Source organism: Trueperaceae bacterium, assembly GCA_036381595.1.
Classification (GTDB): domain Bacteria; phylum Deinococcota; class Deinococci; order Deinococcales; family Trueperaceae; genus DASVCN01.
The window spans coordinates 125,727-144,923 of the sequence record DASVCN010000024.1 but is presented as its reverse complement, the minus strand read 5'-3'; the positions used below and the strand labels follow the sequence as shown (position 1 = coordinate 144,923).

Here is a 19,197-nt window from a genome sequence, read left to right as displayed (position 1 = left end):
TTCAGGCCTACGCCTTCACTACGGCCACCTCGCGCTTGAGTGCCTCGAGACGCTCGGCGATCTCCTGGAAGTCGTCCTGGAGTTCGTCCATACGTTCCAGCTCGCTTCGCACGAAACGGGTGTACGGCTGCAGCGCGCCGCTCAGCTTCTCGCTCGCCTTCTGCAGCTCCCGCTCGAGTTGCGTGCCCAGACTCTCTTCGAGTCCGTCACGCAGCGCCTGCATCTGCCGGTGCAGTTTGTGCTTCGCCCTGGTGCGCTGCCGCGGCAGCACCAGCACCCCAAGGCCGGCGATGGTGAGCCCAAGGGCGATGCCGGTGACGTCCAGGGCCGCGCCGGACAGGAAAGCGACAATCGCGGCGCCGAGGCCCAGCCCGCCTACCGAGAGGAGGCCCGACTGGACCACCGCTGCCTGCAGGCTGTTGGCGAGTCGTTCCGCCTCCTGACTCTCGTCGTAGGTATCGAGCACCGCTTCGGCTCGTTCGCGCAGGTTGTGAAGCAGAGTCTCGCGGTCGTACTGGAAGCGTCCGCCGACCTCGCCGATCACCCGCTCCTCGGCTGCCTTGCGCCTGTCGTTGACGAACGACATGATGTCTTCCCAGAGTTGCAGATTGCGCTGCATGAACCAGTCGACGGTTTCGCCCACCGCCCGGTCGATCTCGGCATCCGCGCCCCGGATCACTCGCTCCTCGAAGAGCCGCCGCACCTTCTCGCTGTTCATCACCGTGAGCACGTTGCCGAAGCGGATCGTGTCGTCGAAGAAGACGTCCCCACGCCTTTCGACCTCGACCAGAACGGTCTTGATCCGGGCCAGGTAGCTTGTGAACTCGCGGCGCATGTCCTTCTCGTACTGAGCTCGCTGCCGGTCGATCTCCTCCAGCGTCCGCCTGTCGTCCTCGAGCAGCGCCAGCTGTTCCCCCATGTTCCCGGCGTACTTGCGGGCGATGTGCTCGGCCACCCCGAGCGGGCTCTGCAGTTTGAGCCGCAGCCGCTCGCTGCCGTAGAGGCTCGCCTCGATGTACGCCTCCAGTTCGGGCAGTCCGGTGCCGGCCAGGTCGGCGGGCTTGCCGTTGTTGCGGGCACGGAACGCCTTCCTGGCCGAGACGCCGAATACCTGCGGGGTCACAAGCAGCGTCTCGCGGGCGTGCTCCCTGACGAAGTCGAGCACCTTCTGCCGCTCGTCGCTGCTTTCGAGGATGTCGATCTTGTTGACCACCACCGTGATCTTCTTGCCCCAGGTGCTGATCAGCTCGAGGAACGCCCGTTCGCTCTGAGTGAAGGGCCTGTCGGCCGAGGTGACGAAGAGGACGAGGTCGGCCCTCGGGATGAAGCGCTCCGTGAGCTCCTGGTGCCGCGCGATGATCGCGTTCGTACCAGGCGTATCCACCAGGGCGAGGTCCTTGAGGAGGTGAGAGGGGAACTCCTGGCGGACCAACCAGCCCGACTCCTCAGACTCCCGCCGTTCGGGCCCGTGGCTCAAGATGGTGATCCGGTCGGTGGTGGGCGTGACCCCTTCGGGCACTACCTGCTCACCGAGGAGCGCGTTCAACAGACTCGACTTGCCCGAATTGTACTCGCCGCATACGACGAGCATGAAGATCCCCTCGAGATCCTCCGAGGCGTTGCGCAGGTCCTCCAGATCCTCCTGGGCGGCTTCGATGCGGCCAAGCAGCGTTCGCAGGTCCGAGATCGCCGCTCGTTCGCGGTTGACGAGATCCCGTGCCTCGCGGCTCATCTCGACGTTCATGCGGCGACGATAGCATTTGCCCCGATTACGCCAATGCGCCGGTGAACGCCTTCCCTGCGCTGGAGCGTCGCGGCGTTTCGCCGGACCTCACGCCGCGGGTAGACTGAGGGAGTTGCGAAGGAGAAACGATGCCCTACCCGACAGCTGTAGCCGACGACCTATCCTCCCTCAGGAAGCGCTTCACCCTGCTGAGTGATCTCGATCAGGTGGGGGGACTGCTGGGCTGGGACGAGCAGACCAACCTGCCGGCCTCCGCCAGTGAATCGCGGGGTCGCCAGAGCGCCGCCCTCGAGGCGGTGATGCACGAGAAGTTGACCGACCGTGAGGTAGGCGAGTGGCTCGCGAGGCTCGAAGATGCCGACCTCGAGCCTGCCGACGCGACGCTGGTGCGACTCTGCCGGCGCCGCTACGACCGCGCGGTCAAGCTGCCTGGAGATCTGGTCGAGGAACTGGCGACGCAGCGCTCGAAGGGTCAGGAGGCCTGGCTGAGGGCACGTCGCCAGAACGACTACGCCATCTTCGAGCCGTTCCTGAGGCGCATGTTCGAGCTCGCCCGTCAGCAGGCCGAACTGCTGGGCTACGACGAACACCCGTACGACGCGCTTCACGACGACTACGAGCCGGGCTCGAGCGCCAGGCGCGTGGGCGAGTTGTTCGATCGGCTGCGGCCCGAACTCGTCCGACTGGCCCGCGAAGTGGCCGGGGATGACGAGCAGGATGCCGTGCTCTACCGCCACTTCGATATCGAGCAGCAGAAGGAGTTCGTGAGGGCAGAGGCGGCGCGGTTCGGCTTCGACTTCGAACGGGGCCGGCTCGACCCGAGCGTCCACCCGTTCGCAGAGGGCATCGACCCCAGTGATGTACGCGTCACGACCCGCTTCCGCAGCGATTTCCTGTCGTCGGCACTGTTCGCCACCCTCCACGAGACCGGGCACGCGCTCTACGAGCAGGGGCTTGACCCGGAACTGGCCCGCAGCCCACTGGGCAAGGCCGTGAGCCTGGGCATCCACGAGAGCCAGTCGCGGCTGTGGGAGAACCTGGTCGCCCGCTCGTTACCGTACTGGCGCGGTGCCTACCCCAGACTGCAGCCGCTCTTCCCGGCGCTCGAGGGGGTGAGCCTCGAGGAGTTCTACCGCGCCGTGAACTGCGTCAAACCCAGCCTCATCCGAGTCGAGGCCGACGAGGTGACCTACAACCTCCACGTCATCGCCCGCTTCGAGCTCGAACTGGCGATGCTGGAGGGCGACCTGGCAACTGCGGATCTGCCGGAGGCGTGGAACGCCAAGTACCGGGAGCTGCTGGGGATAGAACCACCCGACGACCTCCTGGGCTGCCTCCAGGACGTCCACTGGTCGGTGGGACTGATCGGCTACTTCCCCACATATACTCTCGGCAACGTGATGAGCGTGCAGATCTTCGAGGCCGCCCGCAGGAGTATCCCCGATCTCTTCGACAGGATCGAAGCGGGCGACCATGTGCCGCTGCGCGAGTGGTTGAAGGTCAACATCCACCGTCAGGGGAGCCGCTACGAGCCCGACGAACTGCTCGAACGGGTGACCGGCACTCGCCTCGACGCCGCTCCCTACCTGGCCTACCTTCAGAACAAGTTCGAGGACCTGCGCCAGCCGGTTGGCCGGGCATGAGTGATCCACTAGACGCGACTGCGGCCGCGCCCCGGAGTTCGCTTCGATCTCATCGGCGGTACCACCCCGCTTCGCTCTTTCTCGTGCTCCTGCTGTCGCTGGCAGGAGCCGCTCAGGCGGCGATCGGAGAGCCGCCGGCTGCCCTGCTCGCCGAACTGGCCGAATACCAGCCACGGGAGTCGGGCGCGGCCGAGTACACGGCCGCCGACGGGTTCGCGTTCGAGTTCGAGATCAGGAGTGGGCTGGTCTACGGTATCGCCGGCGGGGGCGTCCTTAACGAGCAGAACGTCTCGTTCATGGCGCAACTCGTGGCTGCGGCGACCGGTTACGGATCGGCGATTGAGGGACCGGTTGCAGAGTTCCTGGCTACCAGCCTCGGGGAACTGGCCGGCCGCGGCGAAACCGCCCTGGGCGTCGAGCAGTACGGGCTGGTACTCGACGTGACGGGTGACGAGGCGCCCTACCGGGTCGACTTCCGGCTCTCGCTGCAGGAGGTTCCCTCCGGTGTCTTCCCGCCGGCGCCCCACGGCAAGGGTCCGGCCGACGCCCGCTACGTGATCCGGGAGTTCAGCGACTTCCAGTGCCCCTACTGCGCCAGGTTCGCGACTCAGATGGTGCCGCTGCTCGAGGAGCAGTTGCTAGCTCGCGGGGACGTCCGCATCGAATACCACCACTTCCCGTTGGCCACCATCCACGCTAACGCGATCCCTGCTGCCGAAGCGGCCGAGTGCGTCGCTGCCGCCAACGACCCTGCTGATTTCTGGGCCTACCACGACGCCCTCTTCGAGCGGCAACGCGCCTGGGGGTCACTCGGAGACGCCAACCCCTACTTCATACGGCTGGCGGAGGACATAGGACTCGAAACCGGCGGCGTCGCGGAGTGCCTCGAGGAGCGGCGCTACCGGGAGGAGATCGGCGAAGCGTACCGGTTCGCCATCTCGCGGCTCGGGCTGACAGGCACCCCGACCCTCTTCGTGAACGGCTACAAGGTGCAGAACTACCTCGATCTGCAGGAGTACCTCGAGCTCATCGAACTGGTGGACGCCTTCGCCGATGAGTGAGCGCGCCTGTCCCAGGGGCAGCGTCGGAGCGAGGCAGTGAACCACCTGCTGCTGGCGGTGGCAGTCCCGTTCCTGGCGGCCGCGGTGGCGCCTCTGGTGGGGAGGCGGGCCGGAGCCGGGGCGGGACGCTGGCTCACTCTCGCCTTCCTGCCCGCCCTGGCCCTGCTGCGCTACGTGCCGCAGGCTCGAGCCGGGGAGCCACCCTCCTACTCCCTGTCGTGGGTGCCGGGCATCGGCCTCGACCTCGCCTTCCGGGCCGACGGCTTCTCGCTCCTGTTCGCCCTGCTGGTCGCTTCGATCGGGATCATCATCCTCTTCTACGCCGCCTCGTATCTGGGCGAGGACGAGCGTCACGGACGCTTCTACTCCTACCTGCTGCTCTTCGGCGGCGCCATGCTCGGCCTGGTGCTCACCGACAACCTGATCGCCCTGTTCATGTTCTGGGAGCTCACCTCGATCAGTTCGTTCCTGCTCATCGGTTTCTGGGACAGCCGCGGCGCCTCCCAGGACGGGGCCGTCAAGGCGCTGCTCGTGACCGTGTTGGGCGGACTGGCGCTGTTGGTGGCGGCCGCGCTCCTGGGGATCGCCGGGGGAACCCTGGCGATCTCGGAACTCGACCTGCAGAGCCTGCTCGCGAGCCCGCTCTTCCCGGCAGCGATGGTGATGCTGCTCGTCGCCGCCTTCACCAAGTCTGCCCAACTGCCGTTCCACCTCTGGCTTCCCACGGCCATGGAGGCGCCCACGCCGGTCTCCGCCTATCTGCACAGCGCCACCATGGTCAAGGCCGGCGTCGTGCTGATAGCCAAGTTCGGCTTCCTTCTCACCGGCACCATCTTCGCCGACATCACCATGTACGTGGGCCTGGTCACCATGTTCTGGGGCTCCTACCTGGCCCTCAGGCAGGTCGACCTCAAAGCGCTGCTGGCCTACTCGACCGTCTCGCAGCTCGGCATCCTCATGTCCCTCTACGGTGCCGGACACGAGTTCGCTGCTACCGCCCACCTCGTCAACCATGCCGCCTTCAAGGCCGCCCTCTTCATGGTCGTAGGGATCATCGATCATCAGGCGGGCAACCGCGACCTGGGGAAGGTGTCGGGCCTCTGGCGCAAGTTGCCGCTCACCACCGCGCTGGCGATACCGGCGGCCCTGTCGATGGCCGGCCTGCCGCCGTTCGGGGGGTTCATCTCGAAGGAACTGTTCTACGAAGCGATGCTGCAGGAGGGGTTCCTGCCCATCGTCATCACCGTCGCCGGGAGCATCATGACGTTCGCCTACAGTCTCAGGTTCCTGAGCGTCTTCTTCGGCCCGTTCAGAGCGGAAAGGCCGACGGTCGGCGAGGCCAGCGGATCTTTCTGGCTGCCGGTGACGCCGCTCGTGCTGGCGGTCATCCTCTTCGGCGTCCTCCCCTGGAACGACACCATCCTCTCCTACGCCACCGACCTGGCGGCTACCAGTTTCGGCTACCAGCCCGAGCCCCTCACCCTCTGGCACGGACCGAACGTCATGCTGGCGTTGAGCGTCCTCACCTGGTTCTTCGGCACCGCACTCACCGTCGCCGGGGGCGGTTTCGCCGCGCTGCAGGCGGCCCTCACCCCCAGCTGGAACGCCAACACCATCTACTACGGCCTGCTGAGGGGAGTCGTGCATGGCGCCGACCGGATAGTCGCGGCCACCCAGGGCTCGACCTTCGCCGCCCACCTGCGACTGATGCTCCTGCCGGTCCTCGCGGTAGGTTTCGCCACTGGGATCGCCTCCTGGCCCGACTCGGTCGCCCTGCCGCCGGTCACCGTCCAACTGGTCGCCCTGATGATGCTGGTGGGCGCCGCCGGCGTGCTCCTGGCCCGCAACCGGATCGTCCTGCTGATCATGCTCGGGGTGACCGGTTTCGGTTCGAGCCTGGTGTTCGTTCTGCTCAGCGCGCCCGACCTGGCCCTGACCCAGCTGCTGATCGAGGTCGTGACGGTCATCCTGTTCCTGTCGGTGTTCCACTTCCTGCCCAGGCTCTCCTACTATCAGCGTCCCGCCAGGCTGGCGGTGCTGGACGGCGTCATCGCCACGGGCGTGGCGTTCACGGTCTTCGCCCTGCTTCTGGCCGTCCAGGATCCGGTCGCGCCGCGCCTGGCCGACTTCTTCCTCGAGAAGAGCAAGACTCTGGGCGGAGGCTTCAACGCCGTCAACGTGATCCTCGTCGACTTCAGGGGCTACGACACGATGGGCGAGATAACGGTGCTGGGCATAGTTGCGGTGGCCGTGTTCGCTCTCCTGCGCCTGCGTACCGGTCGCCCCCAGGTCGATGACGAGAGTGAGCGGGTGGAGAGGACGTGAACCGCTTCCCCGACATCTTCTTCCGCACCCTCAGCACCCCGATAGTGCTGGCACTGGTGGTCATCGGCCTGCACTTCTTCCTCCGCGGGCACAACGCTCCCGGAGGCGGTTTCATCGCCGGCCTCATCATCGCCGTGGCCGCCCTGCTCGCCCGCATGTCCGGGGGGAGCAGGCTGCTCACGGTCGCGCCGATGCGTCTGGTCGCGATCGGACTGGCGCTGGCCGCCCTCACCGGTCTGGTCCCGTTGCTGGCCGGCCACGGATTCCTCACGAGCGCCCACGGCCACCTCGACTGGCCCCTCATCGGCGAGTTCGAATGGGCGAGCGCGGTGCTCTTCGACGCCGGCGTGTTCCTGGTGGTGGTAGGCACCACGCTCACCATCATCGACCTGCTCGCGGAAGACCGCGGGCCCGCTCCGATAGGACTAGACCGGCCCGATGAGCAGCGGGCCGGGAAGCGGGAGGCGGATCCGTGGAGCTACTGATCCCGTTGCTGGCGGCCCTGCTCATCGGCACGGGCGTCTTCCTCCTGCTCTCGCGGGCGCTCATCAGGCTGATCGTCGGTTTGAGTCTCATCTCCTACGGGGTGAACCTGAGCATCCTCGTAGCCGGCGCAGGGGTGGGGCAGGCGAGCCCACCCCTGTTGAACGTCGCCGGGCCGCACGTCGACCCGCTGCCGCAGGCGCTCATCCTCACCGCGATCGTCATCGGTTTCGGTACGACCGCACTGCTGCTCGTGCTCGCCACGCGCGCTTACCAGATGACCGGGACGGACCACGTGCAGGAGCTGGTGGAAAGGCCGGATCCGCTCGAACCTCCGGTCGTCTACGCCGACCCGGAGCAGCCTTCGGTATCGCCGGAGCGGGGTAGCCACAGCGACCGGGCGATGGTCGAAGCAGGCTATCGGGAGCGTGAGGCGACCGTGGGCGAAGAAGAGGCCAACGGGGGCCAAAGATGAATCACTTCATCGCCCTGCCGATCCTGATCCCGCTGCTGGCTGCTGTCGTGCTGCTCCTCCTCCCCACGGCCCGGTCCCGGAGCCTGGTTTCGATCGCCGCATCGCTGGTAACGCTGGCGATCGACCTGGTGATCCTGACCCGGGTGCTCGGTGGCGAGGTGCTGGTCAGCCAGATGGGCTCCTGGCCAGCTCCGTTCGGCATCACGCTCGTCGCCGACGGGCTCGCGGCCGTCATGATCGTTCTCTCGGGAGTGACCGGACTCCTCACCGTCGTCTTCGCCGGCTCGAGCCTGCAGCACGCCCCGCACCGCGCCCTGGGCGGACTCCTCAACCGGGCTCGTGAGACGTACGGCGCCCAGGCGCTGCTCCAGTTCCTGTTCATGGGTGTCCACATGTCGTTCCTCACCGGCGACCTGTTCAACCTCTTCGTGGCCTTCGAGGTGCTGCTGGTGGCCTCCTACGCGCTCCTGCTTCTGGGCGGCGAGTTGCCTCAGCTGCGCGAAGGCTTCCGTTACGTGGTGGTCAACCTGCTCGCTTCGGCGATCTTCGTAGGGGCGGCGGGCATGGCGTACGGCCTCTTCGGCACCCTGAACATGGCCGACATCGCCCAACGGCTGGCGGAACACGGCCCCGACCAGAGGGTGACGGCTATAGCCGCCCTGCTGGCGCTGGCGTTCTCCGTCAAGGCCGCTCTCTTCCCGCTCGGCTTCTGGCTTCCCAACAGCTATCCCGTTCCGGCGGCGGCGGTGAGCGCGTTCTTCGCGGCGCTCCTGACGAAGGTCGGCGTCTACGCCCTGATCCGCATATTCACGCTGATGTTCCCGGAAGAGACCGGACTCCGGTCGATCATCCTGGTGCTCGCCGGGTTCACCCTGCTGTTCGGCGCGCTCGGGACGATAGTTCGGCACAGGTGGCGCTACGTCTTCTCTTTCGCCAACATCGCCAGCATCGGTTACCTGCTGGCCGGGGCCTTCATAGGCAGCCGCCCGGGCCTCGAGGCGGCCCTCTACTACATGGTCAACTCGGTCCTCGTCATCTTCAGCCTCTTCCTCGTGGCCGCCCTGGCCGAGATCATCGGAGGGCTCAGGTTCCGTTCGTCCGGTCACCTGGGCCTCTACCCGTGGCTGGCGGGAGGCTACTTCTTCGCAATGCTCGCCCTGAGCGGGATGCCGCCAACGAGCGGTTTCATCGGCAAGTTCGCGATAATCGAGTCGCTGCTCGCGGTCGGGGGCACCGCCGCCATCTTCGTAGCTACGGTCGCCGTCATCGCGGGCCTGTTGCTCCTCTATGCCGGGGTAGAGATCTTCCGCCACTTCTTCTGGGGCGAGGCCGACGCGGTCCACCGGGTGAAGCTGCCGCGCGCGATGAGTTACACCGCCGGTACGGCCATCGTGCTCCTCGCCGCCCTGGCACTGTTCAGCGGTCCCGTCTACTCGATGGCCTCACTCGTGGCGGATCAACTGGGCAGCAACTCGGCCTACCTGCAGGCGGTACTGACGCCCACGCCGGAGGTGCCCTAGATGTTGGCCGAGATACTCGTGGTCGTCGCCGTGTCGCTGCTCTGGGCCTTCCTCTACGGCGAGTTCACCACCTTCAACCTGCTCGTCGGCGCGCTGCTCGGCATGCTGCTGCTCCTGCTGGTGAGGCGCGAACGGTCCAGTTCGCTTCCCCGCCGGCTCTGGCGGGTGCTCCGGTTCGTCGTGTCGTTCCTCGCGGAACTGGTGGTCGCCTGCGTAACCATCGCGCGTCTCACCGTTAGCCGTGAGCCGCGCTTCCACCCTCACGTCATAGCCGTACCCCTGCGGGTCGAGAGCGACGCCGCTATCTCGCTCCTGGCCGCCACCATCACCCTGCTGCCGGGCACGGTGGCGATGGGGACGAGCCAAGATGGGCGCACGCTGTACGCTCACGCGATCGGAGAGGCCGACCCGGCTCGCTCCCGCGATTCTGTCGTCCGCATCGAGAGCCTGATCCTCGGGTTCATGCGCTAGGAGTTGTCAATGATCGTAGACATCGCCCTCGCTTGTATCGCCCTCGCGATCGTTTTCGCCGTCTATCGCGCTTCGAGGGGTCCCACTCTTGGCGACCGGATCGTCGCGCTCGACTTCCTGGGGGTCAACGTCGCCCTGCTGATCGTGCTAGTGGCGCTGCGAAGCGCTCAGCCCGCATTCCTCGACGCCGCCCTCGTCGTGTCGATCCTGGGTTTCCTCACGACCGTGGCCCTGAGCCGCTACCTGCTCACCGGCAGGGTGATGCGGTGAAGTCCCCGGCCCTGCTCCTCGCGGCCGCGCTTGCCGGTACCGCCCAGGCGGCTCAGGAGGCTACACTCGTCAGCAGCATCGTCGCCGAGATCCTGATCCTTTTCGGCGCCGTCTTCATCCTCGCGGCGGCTCTGGGCATGCTCCGCTTCCCCGACTTCTACACCCGGCTCCACGCCAGCACGAAACTCGTGACCCTCGGCGGCATCGGCATCTTCGGCGGGTCCGCGGCCATCTTCTCTTCGGTGGGCGCAACCGAACGGGTGCTGCTGATCGCCGCCTTCTTCTTCCTCACCGCGCCGCTCTCCGGATACATGGTCGCCCGGGCCGGATACCTGGCCGGCCTGCGTCCTCATTCCGAGGAGACGAGCGTCGACGAATGGCAGGAACTGGGCACGATGAGGGCCGAGGCGAAAGAGGCAGATGCCGGCTAACGGGTCGGTGCGCTGGCGAGGAAGGCCCTGCCCGCGGCGAGGATGGGACGCCCGGCACGTGCTGGGTGCGGGGCGGACGAAGGCCCTGCCCGCGGCGAGGATCGGACGCCGGTACGTGCCGGGTGCGGGGCGGACGAAGGCCCTTCACGAGGCGAGGATGGGACGCCGGTACGTGCTGGGTGCGGGGCGGAGGAGGGCCCTGCCCGCGGCGGGGACCGAACGCCGGTACGCGTCCGATGCGTTGATAAGGTACAATCCCCGAAATGCATGAGTATCCGAGTCTGGTCTGGCACCTGAAGAACACGCAGCTGTTCGAGGATCTGTCCGAGGAGGAACTCGAGCAGCTTTCACGAATTACGCCCTACAAGCGGTTCGCAGCCGGCGAGATCATCTATCACATGGAGGATCCGGCCGACGCGCTCTACTTCATCCGCGACGGCATGGTGAAGATCTCCATGTACTTCCCCAACGGCAAGGAGATGATCCTGGGCCTGCTGGGCCAGTACGACATCTTCGGCGAGCTGTTGCTGCTTCCTTCGGAGCGGCGTCCGAATCAGGCGGAAGCGGTCGTCGACACCACCCTGATCGTCATGCCCGAGAGCGACTTCCAGAAGCTACTGGCGCAGCAGCCGCACATCGCGATGAAGTTCATCCAGGTGATGTCCACCAGGCTGTGGCAGGCCCAGCAGTGGCAGGCCGAGGTAGGCGCGTTCGACGCTCCCGGTCGCCTCGCCAACCTGCTCCTGCGACTCGCTCAGGATTTCGGCGCCCCCGGCGATCGCGGCACGGTCATAGATCTGAACCTCACCCAGCAGGACCTGGCGAAGATGATCGGCGCCACTCGCGAGACGGTTAGCCACTGCTTAGCACGGCTCCTCGAGTACGGCGCGGTCCGGCGCAGGCGCGCCCCGATCACCGTCAACACCGAGAAGCTGCAGCAGTTCCTGGACGAAGCGAGCGACTGAGGCTTCAGCCGGATAGGGGTTATACCGGTCGCGGCTCGTCTGAGCGACCGCTTCCCGCCGGTCGGACGGCCGCTCAGGCCGCCGCTGCCGCTTCCTTGGGCGCCAGTGACACCACCGTGCTGCCTGCTTCAGGCGGCTGCCCGTCGTTGACCAGCACCCGCACCTTCTTGCCGTTGATGACGAACATCGGTAGGACCTCGCTGCCGTACTCCCGGCTCAACTCGTCGAAGTCGAAGGCTTCGTCGACCTCCGTAGTCACGAAGCGACCGTTCTCCACCAGCCTGCTCAGCTCCCGGTACGGCACCCCACGGAAGAAGAGCACCCGAGCACGGCTCCCGCCCCCGAGGCGGTTCCGTTCCGAGGCCTCGCGACTCGGCTCGAGCTGGTAGACGTCCTGCGAGCCGAACTCGCGCGCGTACTTCAGGGCGGTGAGGGCGTTGGCCTCGTCGTTCGAGGTGAGGGCCAGCAACCGGCCGATCCCCCCCAGGCGCACCTCGTCGTCGCTTCGATCGGAGAGGAGGCTGCCGTAGTAGGCGTTGAGCCCCTCGCCCCGGGCCGCCGCCACGTTGCTCCAGTTGGTGTCGGCCAACAGGACTGGCACGTCGTACTCACGCAGGAGCTTCGCGATCCGTCTGGCCGCCGAATGGGCGCCCAGGATCAGGAACCCCTGCGGATCGGGGTCGGCGACCCCGAGCAGCCTGCCGAGCGGTCTGGCGGTGACGCTGTTCAGGAGCACCGTGCCAACGATCACGAGGAACACGAGTGAGACGAGCGTCTGGGCCCCGCCGAAACCGCTCGCCTCGAGCCGTGCGGCGAACAGGGAGCTTACCGAGGCGGCCACGATGCCGCGGGGACCGATCCAGGAGAGGTAGATCTTCTCGTTGCGCCGGAGGCCGGTTCGCCAGGTCGAGACGAAGACGTCGAGGGGCCGCAGGACCAGCATCACCACGGCAAGCAGCGAGAAGCCGGAGAGGGTCAGCACGCCTACGAACGCCGGCAGGTCGATATTCGCGGCCAGGGCGATGAACAGGACGTTGATGAAGAGGATCGTGAGATCCTCCTTGAACGACAGCAGGTCGTGGATGTTGGGGACGCCGCTGTTGCCGACTATGACCCCCATCAGCACGACGGCAAGCAGGCCCGACTCGGGCCCCAGGGCGCTGGAGACGCTGAAGACCAGGAATACCGCGCCCAGCGCGACCACGTTGATCAGGTAGTCGGGGATCGCCCGCAACCGCAGCAGGGCGGTGAGGGCGAATCCACCCACTACTCCGCAGATGGTGCCGAAGAGGACGAACTCCAGGAAGAGGAGGATCGTTTGCCCCAGGGCTTCATTGGCTGTGCCGATGAGTACGAACTCGAAGACCAGGACGGCTACCATCGCGCCGAGCACGTCGATGGTGATGCCTTCCCACCTCAGGACGTTGGCTACTCGCGCCTGTGGACGTACGATCCGCAGCAGCGGCCCGATGACCGTGGGGCCGGTGACGATGATGAGGGATCCGAAGAGGAACGAGAGCGGCAGAGACAGGTCGGTGAGCAGGTAGGCGGCCAGTGTGCCGCCGATCCACGTTACCAGGGCGCCGATCGTCACCAGTCGCATGACCACGGTCCGGATCTCCTTCACCTCGGGGATCCGCAGGGTAAGCCCGCCCTCGAAGAGGATGAGCCCGACCGCGAGCGAGATCGCCGGGTAGAGGAGTCCCGAGGGGACCATCATGTCGGGCCGGATCCAGCCCAGCAGCGGCCCGATGACGAAACCGATCGTCAGGAGTGGAAGTATCGCCGGCAGCTTGGCGCGCCACGCCACCCACTGTGCGGCCCCTCCCAAGGCGACGATCACGGCGATGGTCAGGGAGATGTGGCTCTCGAAGAGCGTCGCCATGCGCTCAAGTGTGACACAGGCCCGCTCGCTCATGCACTCGGCCACTCGCTATAGTCGGGTGCTGCGGTAGCCGAAGCGGCAGCAGCCCGAACCCAGGAGGAACAGAACTTGACTTCCCAGACCCCCCAGCGCTATCTCGTCAAGACCGAGTACGGAGACGTCGTGGTCGCCGTCAACCCGGAGTGCGACAACGCCCTCGAGAGCGACCTGCTCCTCCTGAGCGCCCCCGCCGAGGGCGCCGAGTTCGGCATGGAGACGCCGCTCCGGGCCTTCGGCGCCAAGATGGTCGACATCATCAGGTCGGTAGGCACCGGTGACTTCGACCCGGGCGGCAGCATGCTGGAGATGATGATCAAGGAGAAGGCGACCAGCGACCTTAACAGGATCGAGCGCTGGGCGCGAGACAACCTCTAGCTCCTACTCCTCGTCCTCCACGTCGACGATGTCGCCCAGGTCCTCTAGCAGCTCCTTGTAGAGCTCGAGGGTGAAGTCGCGCACGGCGACGCGCGCCTCCTCCCCTTCGAGATCCTGGTCCACCCTCGCGCCGGCGACCTCGACGACTCCGGCGAGGAGATGCTCGAAAACCGGCCACGGCCCCTCGAAGCGGTCGGCCGCCGGCCCATCCGCCGACCGAGGCTCCTCTCGGTCCCTCGCCGGGCCGTCGCTGGTCACGCCCTTCCGGCCGCTCTGCTTCTGCCCGGTGGCCTTGGCGCTCTGCGTCTGTCCGTCGCCTCGCGCGGCCTTCTTCTGCCCCTCGGCTTCGTCACCCTTCTTCTTCGCGTCGCCTCGGTCGCTCTGATTGCGGCCCTCGGCCCTGGCGCCCTTCTTCGACTTCGCGCCTGACTCCTTGGTCGGCGCCACCTCTTCCAGCCCGAGCGGGTTGCGGTCGAGGTATGCCAACGCCTCCTCGGCCGCGAGTCGCTCGGACTCCCGCTTGTTGCCCCCCTGGCCGGTCCCGAGGACTTCGCCGTTGACAACGACGTCGGTGAGGAAAGTCGGTTCGTGATCCGGCCCCGTGTTGGCAGTACGGAACTCGGGCGAGAGGCCCTGCTTCCTGAGCCGCTCCATCAGCAGCCCCTTCGGATGTGCCATCGAAAACCCTCCAGCGCAGCCGGCGGGCGCCCGAAATAGATTCCGCGTGCCGGCCGGCTGCACGGTCACGTTAGCACGTGATGATGCGCTACCATGACCGAGTGACACGACTCCTGCTGTGCGACGACCACGCCATGTTCCGTCAGGGGGTGAGGAGCATCCTCGAGACGGAGGAGGGTCTGCGCATCGCCGGGGAGGCGGCCACCGGCCGGGAGGCGGTGAGACACGCCCTCCAGGTGAAGCCGGACGTCATCCTGATGGACATCCAGATGCCGGAGCTGGATGGGGTAGCGGCGACAAAGGAGATACTGGGCGAGTGGCCGGCGGCCAAGGTCATCATCCTGACCATGTACCGCCAGGACCGCTACGTATTCGAGGCCATAAAGGCCGGCGCCAAGGGGTACCTCCTCAAGGACTCCGGGGCCGACGAGCTCATCGCGGCGGTCAGGAAGGTAGCCGACGGAGAGACCCTGCTGAGCCCGGAACTCGCCGTGTCGGTCCTCGACGAGTTCCACAAGTTCGGCGAGTTGCCGGAGCACCCCGAGCACAAGATCAGCGGCCTCACCGAGCGCGAGGCCGACATCCTCCGCCTGGTGGCGAAGGGCGCATCGAACCAGGAGATCGCCCACGCTCTGGACGTCAGTGAGAAGACGGTTCGAAACAGGCTCTCCGAGATCTTCTCGAAGCTGAGGCTCAACAACCGCACCGAAGCGGCTCTCTACGCCCTCCGTGAGGGGATCGCCAGTCTTCGCGACCAGTCGTGAGCGGTTCGGGGAGCGGTCAGAGCGTAAGGGAGGACGGGCATCCGGTCGCCGAGGACCTGCTGGGCCGGCTCCTGATCGAGATCTGCCAGACCCCTGCGCCTACCTTCGAAGAGGAGCGGCGGGCAGCGCTAGTGACTCGCATGTGGCGGGAGGCGGGCCTCGAACCGACCAGCGATGGGGTGGGCAACGTAGTCGCCGAGGTGCCGGGGGGCGAAGGCCCGCGGGTGCTCCTGGCAGCGCATCTCGACACCGTGTTCTCTGCCGAGGTGGATGTGACGGTGAGGAGGCAGGGAACGCGCTGGAGCGCCCCCGGCATCGGCGACAACAGCGCCAGCCTCGCCCTGCTCACCTACCTGCTGCGCGAGCGACGAAGCGCCGGTTTGCGGTTGCCGAGGATCACGGCGGCGGCCACGGTCGGAGAGGAGGGCCTGGGCGACCTGAGGGGCGCCCGTTCGCTCGTCGAGGAGCGCGGCGACGAGTTCGACTTCGTGGTGGCGATCGACGGCCACCTGAGCACGATCGTCGACGTGGCGGTGGGCTCGAAGCGGTTCCGGGTCGAGCTGACGGCTCAGGGGGGCCACTCCTGGGGCGACTTCCCGGCACCCAGCGCGGTCCACGCGCTAGGGGCGATGGTGGCCTCTCTCGAGGCGCTCAAGGTGTCCCGGCAACCCCGCTCGTCGTACAACATCGGCCAGGTCTGGGGCGGCACGGGCGTCAACGCCATAGCCCAGCGAGCCGGTTTCAACCTCGACCTGCGGAGCGTCGACTCGAGCGCGCTGGACGAACTCGAACGGGACGCTCTCGCACGCTTCCACAAAGCGGCCCGGCGGCACCGCGTAGACGTCACGATCGAGAAGGTAGGGGACAGGCCGGCTGCCACCGTCGACAACCGGCGCCTGGTCTCCATGGCTCAGGAGGCGCTGGCCGCGGTATCGATCGAGGGGGGTGCGGCCGCCAGCTCGACGGACGCGAATGTAGCGATGGCGGCCGGCATCCCGGCGATCGCGTTCGGCGTCTACGCGGGTGGGGACGCCCACCGCATGAGCGAGTGGCTGGAACGACCATCGCTGGAGGTGGGTTACCGAGCGCTCACCGGGCTGCTGGCCCGCCTGGCCGGCGAGCCCGGCCAAGAGTAGCTGCGAGGATCCTCCGTTTCTCGATCGGTCGATCTCAGGTATCTCGGCTAGCGACCGTTCTGGCTCCGGTAGGTCTCATCTAGCCCCTTGCGGCTCCGCCTGGCCGTAAGCGCCAGGTCGTCGACCGCCTCGTTCTCGGCATGACCGGCGTGCCCGCGGGTCCACTCCCAGCGCACTTCGTGGATCTTGGTGAGCTCGAGCAGACGTTGCCACAGGTCCTGATTCTTGACAGGCTGTTTGCCGGCGGTGCGCCAACCGTTCCGTAGCCACTTGTCCAACCAGCCATCGGTGAATGCCTTCTTGAGGTACTGGCTGTCGGTAACGATCGTCGCGCGACACGGTTCCGAAAGCGCTTCGAGAGCCCGGACCGCCCCGGTCAACTCCATCCGGTTGTTGGTGGTGTTCGCCTCGAAGCCGCTGGCGCGTCGTCTGACGTCGCCGTAGACGAGCAGGAATCCCCAGCCGCCGTCGCCCGTCTGCGTTTCGCAGGAGCCGTCGGTGTAGATGATGACGTGCTTGCGAGCCATGGCGCCGATGCTACCCCGCGCGCCACCGGGAAGAGTTGTACAGGTTCCGTCCAAGGATCTGTCGGGGATCGTGTGAACCGGCACCGTATCCTGAGCGCGTTAATCGGCCCAGCTATCATCTGGCGCTCATTTTACTAATCTGGGACGGCGTTTATGCATCTTGACACAATGCGATCCGGCTCTCTATAATCGCCTAGAAGGTTGTACAGGAGTTGTACAGCTACGTCGCAAGCGGTCGGTACGTTGGCGGTCGGGGGGACGCCTATTCGTATGAACCGAGGCAAGTACACGGTCAACGAGGTAGAGGAACGTACCAAGGTGCCGGGCAGCACCTTGCGGCAGTGGGAGCGCCGCTACGGGTTCCCCAAGCCGCAACGTTCCGAGTCCGGATACCGGCTGTACAGCGAACTGGACCTCGGTCATATCGACGCCATGAAACGCCACATCGCCGAAGGCATCCCGGCGTCGAGAGCGGCCGAACTGGTGCGTGGCTTGATGCCCATGGGCGGAGGCGCGCGACCCGTCCGCCAGCTCCAGGACGAGCTCGTCGCGGCGCTCGTAGGTCTCGAGGAGGAGGGCGCGCGCCGACTCCTGAGCGAAGCCCACAGCCTGCACCCGCTCGACGTCGTGGTGCTGCAACTGATCCCTGGAAGCCTGCGGCGACTGGACGAACTGTGGCAGCAGGGCTCGGTCGAGTCAGCCGTGCTGAGCTACGCTGCGGGCTACCTTCAGGGGCGGCTCCTGGCGCTCGCAGACCAGGCTCCGCTGCCCCGTGGCGCGGCTGCGGTCGCGGTGGCCGCCGCACCCGATGATCGTCACGAACTCGGCGCGGTCACGCTCATGCTGATGCTGCGCCGTGCCGGCCTGCGCGCCTACTACACCGGGGACGCTCTGCAGCTGCCCGACCTGGCGATGTTCGCGCAGCGGCTCCGCCCAGTTGCGGTGCTGATCTCGGCCACCACCGATGAGTCACTGGAACGGCTGGAGCGCGACCGCGGCTATCTGGTTGGCGTGGCGCCGCTCCTCGGCCTCGGCGGAGGGGCTTTCGACCGTTTCCCGGACGCCGCCGAGGCCGTGGGCGGCGAGTACCTGGGCGGCGACATCGCCCAGGCGCTCCAGCGGCTGCGCCAGCGCCTTCACGGCCAGGAGGCGCGATGAACGACGTTATCCATGCCCCCTTCGGCACTGTCTTCGATCTCGCTCGTCCCCCTGGAGGAGGGCCATGAGCTGACGGCGTACGACGACGACCAGGTACGGAACGACTTCAACTATTAGGAGGCGGGGACTAATGAATACGATGTTCAACGAAATCGGGGGGCAACAGGATCAGGCGCCGGTCGAGGGGATGCTGGAGGCGCCAACGCAAACGCTGAGCTTCCAACGGAAGCAGACGCTCTATCACAGCGGCGATGCGGCGCAATCGGTGTTCCGCGTCCGTGACGGTCTGATCCGAATCACGAGGATGACGCCCGAGGGGCGGGTCCTGACGGTACGCCACGTCATGCCGGGGGACTTCTTCGGTGAGGAGGCATTCATGCACGGTCAACGCGAGGAGATAGCCGAGGCCCTCACCAACGCCCAGATCGAGGCGATCGATCCAGAGATGATCAACCACTCCGACCTCATGACCATTACCCAGTCGCTCTCCAAGCAGATGCAGCGGCTGATGGATTACGAGTATCACCTGCAGACCGGCGACCTGCGGCAGCGGGTGGCGCGGTACCTGATAAAGCTGGCCGATACGCCGCTCGCTGCCAAGGACGAGGCCGGCAGGTTCGTGATCTCGGCTACTCACGAGCTGATCGCCGAGGGCACCGCGAGCACTCGCGAGAGCGTGTCGAAGATCATCACCGAGTTGCGCTCCGAAGGGTTGATCGAGTCCGGCTACAGGAGCATCACCCTGCTCGACTCCCTCGAGCTGCAGGCGATCGCGGACGGCTTCTAGACCGCGACCTGCCGAACCGGGTCGAGGGAACGACGGGGGGACGCGCCACGGCGCGTCCCCCCGCTTCGCGTTCGCCGTCGGCAGTCACTCACCTACGGTTTCTCCAGGACCACTACCGCGGCGGCATGGTCGCGCGAGTGGGTCAACGAGAGGTGCACGACCAGCCCCTGCTCCTCGATCACCCTGGCGATGTCGGGTGCGAACGCCAGCTTGGGCTTCATCCCCTCCCGCACCACCCAAACGTCCTGCCACCCGTGGTTCTCGAACCAGCACTTCTGGAAAGCTTCCTTGGCTGCGAAGCGCGCCGCGATCGAGGGGAGCGGGTCGGCCTTGGAGCGGCAGAAGGTGATCTCCTCGGGGGTGAAGTGCCGGTAGAGGAAGCGCTTGGGGTGGCGCTGCCAGATCCTCTTGATGCGCACCAGCTCGATGACGTCGAGGCCCACGGAGACTATCAACGGCA

Annotated in this window: 20 protein-coding genes; 15 read left to right on the top strand and 5 right to left on the bottom strand. The window is 66.6% G+C overall.

Annotation, left to right across the window (positions count from 1 at the left end; translation table 11 throughout):
• Window positions 1–7: 7 nt before the first annotated feature.
• Window positions 8–1,744: a dynamin family protein gene (locus VF168_08825; GenBank protein ID HEX7004277.1), complete on the bottom strand. Its 1,737-nt coding sequence runs from the start codon at window positions 1,742–1,744 to the stop codon at window positions 8–10.
• 128 nt (window positions 1,745–1,872) lie between these two features.
• Here VF168_08825 and VF168_08820 point away from each other — a divergent pair, with 128 nt between their 5' ends.
• The 10 genes from VF168_08820 (at window position 1,873) to VF168_08775 (ending at window position 11,388) form a co-directional block, all read left to right on the top strand.
• Window positions 1,873–3,387, top strand: a complete 1,515-nt coding sequence (locus VF168_08820) for a carboxypeptidase M32 (GenBank protein HEX7004276.1) — start codon at window positions 1,873–1,875, stop codon at window positions 3,385–3,387.
• Window positions 3,388–3,470: 83 nt separating this feature from the next.
• On the top strand, window positions 3,471–4,448 hold the full coding sequence (locus tag VF168_08815; GenBank protein ID HEX7004275.1) for a thioredoxin domain-containing protein: 978 nt from the start codon (window positions 3,471–3,473) through the stop codon (window positions 4,446–4,448).
• A gap of 36 nt (window positions 4,449–4,484) precedes the next feature.
• Entirely contained in the window at window positions 4,485–6,773 is a 2,289-nt protein-coding gene (gene mbhE / locus VF168_08810) for a hydrogen gas-evolving membrane-bound hydrogenase subunit E (protein HEX7004274.1), read from the top strand.
• The gene (locus tag VF168_08805; protein ID HEX7004273.1) at window positions 6,770–7,258 is read left to right on the top strand and encodes an MnhB domain-containing protein; all 489 of its coding nucleotides are present in this window, start codon (window positions 6,770–6,772) and stop codon (window positions 7,256–7,258) included. The genes mbhE and VF168_08805 overlap by 4 nt, the downstream gene beginning before the upstream one ends.
• The gene (locus VF168_08800) at window positions 7,246–7,731 is read left to right on the top strand and encodes a sodium:proton antiporter (GenBank protein HEX7004272.1); all 486 of its coding nucleotides are present in this window, start codon (window positions 7,246–7,248) and stop codon (window positions 7,729–7,731) included. The genes VF168_08805 and VF168_08800 overlap by 13 nt, the downstream gene beginning before the upstream one ends.
• Complete coding sequence (locus tag VF168_08795; GenBank protein ID HEX7004271.1) at window positions 7,728–9,251, top strand: proton-conducting transporter membrane subunit; 1,524 nt, start codon at window positions 7,728–7,730, stop codon at window positions 9,249–9,251. Before VF168_08800 ends, VF168_08795 begins: the two co-directional genes overlap by 4 nt.
• Complete coding sequence (locus tag VF168_08790; GenBank protein ID HEX7004270.1) at window positions 9,252–9,722, top strand: Na+/H+ antiporter subunit E; 471 nt, start codon at window positions 9,252–9,254, stop codon at window positions 9,720–9,722.
• 9 nt (window positions 9,723–9,731) lie between these two features.
• A complete protein-coding gene (locus tag VF168_08785) occupies window positions 9,732–9,992 on the top strand; it encodes a monovalent cation/H+ antiporter complex subunit F (GenBank protein ID HEX7004269.1) in 261 nt (86 codons plus the stop codon).
• Window positions 9,989–10,423 (top strand): monovalent cation/H(+) antiporter subunit G, encoded by a 435-nt coding sequence (gene mnhG / locus VF168_08780; protein ID HEX7004268.1) that lies wholly within the window; start codon window positions 9,989–9,991, stop codon window positions 10,421–10,423. The genes VF168_08785 and mnhG overlap by 4 nt, the downstream gene beginning before the upstream one ends.
• A gap of 263 nt (window positions 10,424–10,686) precedes the next feature.
• Window positions 10,687–11,388: a Crp/Fnr family transcriptional regulator gene (locus tag VF168_08775; protein HEX7004267.1), complete on the top strand. Its 702-nt coding sequence runs from the start codon at window positions 10,687–10,689 to the stop codon at window positions 11,386–11,388.
• A 73-nt stretch (window positions 11,389–11,461) separates the two neighbouring features.
• Here VF168_08775 and VF168_08770 read toward each other — a convergent pair whose 3' ends face one another.
• Window positions 11,462–13,273: a sodium:proton antiporter gene (locus VF168_08770; GenBank protein HEX7004266.1), complete on the bottom strand. Its 1,812-nt coding sequence runs from the start codon at window positions 13,271–13,273 to the stop codon at window positions 11,462–11,464.
• A 108-nt stretch (window positions 13,274–13,381) separates the two neighbouring features.
• Between VF168_08770 and VF168_08765 the strand changes: the two genes are divergently transcribed.
• Window positions 13,382–13,687 (top strand): hypothetical protein, encoded by a 306-nt coding sequence (locus VF168_08765; protein ID HEX7004265.1) that lies wholly within the window; start codon window positions 13,382–13,384, stop codon window positions 13,685–13,687.
• 3 nt (window positions 13,688–13,690) lie between these two features.
• On the opposite strand, the gene VF168_08760 is transcribed toward VF168_08765, so the two are convergent.
• Window positions 13,691–14,365 (bottom strand): putative dsRNA-binding protein, encoded by a 675-nt coding sequence (locus tag VF168_08760; GenBank protein HEX7004264.1) that lies wholly within the window; start codon window positions 14,363–14,365, stop codon window positions 13,691–13,693.
• 101 nt (window positions 14,366–14,466) lie between these two features.
• Here VF168_08760 and VF168_08755 point away from each other — a divergent pair, with 101 nt between their 5' ends.
• Together VF168_08755 and VF168_08750 are read left to right on the top strand one after the other, a co-directional pair.
• Window positions 14,467–15,129: a response regulator transcription factor gene (locus VF168_08755; GenBank protein HEX7004263.1), complete on the top strand. Its 663-nt coding sequence runs from the start codon at window positions 14,467–14,469 to the stop codon at window positions 15,127–15,129.
• Window positions 15,126–16,265, top strand: coding sequence for a M20/M25/M40 family metallo-hydrolase (locus tag VF168_08750; protein ID HEX7004262.1), 1,140 nt, complete (start codon window positions 15,126–15,128; stop codon window positions 16,263–16,265). The genes VF168_08755 and VF168_08750 overlap by 4 nt, the downstream gene beginning before the upstream one ends.
• 47 nt (window positions 16,266–16,312) lie before the next feature.
• Here VF168_08750 and rnhA read toward each other — a convergent pair whose 3' ends face one another.
• On the bottom strand, window positions 16,313–16,792 hold the full coding sequence (gene rnhA, locus VF168_08745) for a ribonuclease HI (GenBank protein ID HEX7004261.1): 480 nt from the start codon (window positions 16,790–16,792) through the stop codon (window positions 16,313–16,315).
• A 270-nt stretch (window positions 16,793–17,062) separates the two neighbouring features.
• Here rnhA and VF168_08740 point away from each other — a divergent pair, with 270 nt between their 5' ends.
• Both VF168_08740 and VF168_08735 read left to right on the top strand, forming a co-directional pair.
• Window positions 17,063–17,950 (top strand): MerR family transcriptional regulator, encoded by an 888-nt coding sequence (locus VF168_08740; protein HEX7004260.1) that lies wholly within the window; start codon window positions 17,063–17,065, stop codon window positions 17,948–17,950.
• 139 nt (window positions 17,951–18,089) lie between these two features.
• A complete protein-coding gene (locus VF168_08735) occupies window positions 18,090–18,737 on the top strand; it encodes a helix-turn-helix domain-containing protein (GenBank protein HEX7004259.1) in 648 nt (215 codons plus the stop codon).
• A gap of 92 nt (window positions 18,738–18,829) precedes the next feature.
• Here VF168_08735 and acpS read toward each other — a convergent pair whose 3' ends face one another.
• Window positions 18,830–19,192, bottom strand: a complete 363-nt coding sequence (gene acpS / locus VF168_08730; protein HEX7004258.1) for a holo-ACP synthase — start codon at window positions 19,190–19,192, stop codon at window positions 18,830–18,832.
• Window positions 19,193–19,197: the final 5 nt, after the last annotated feature.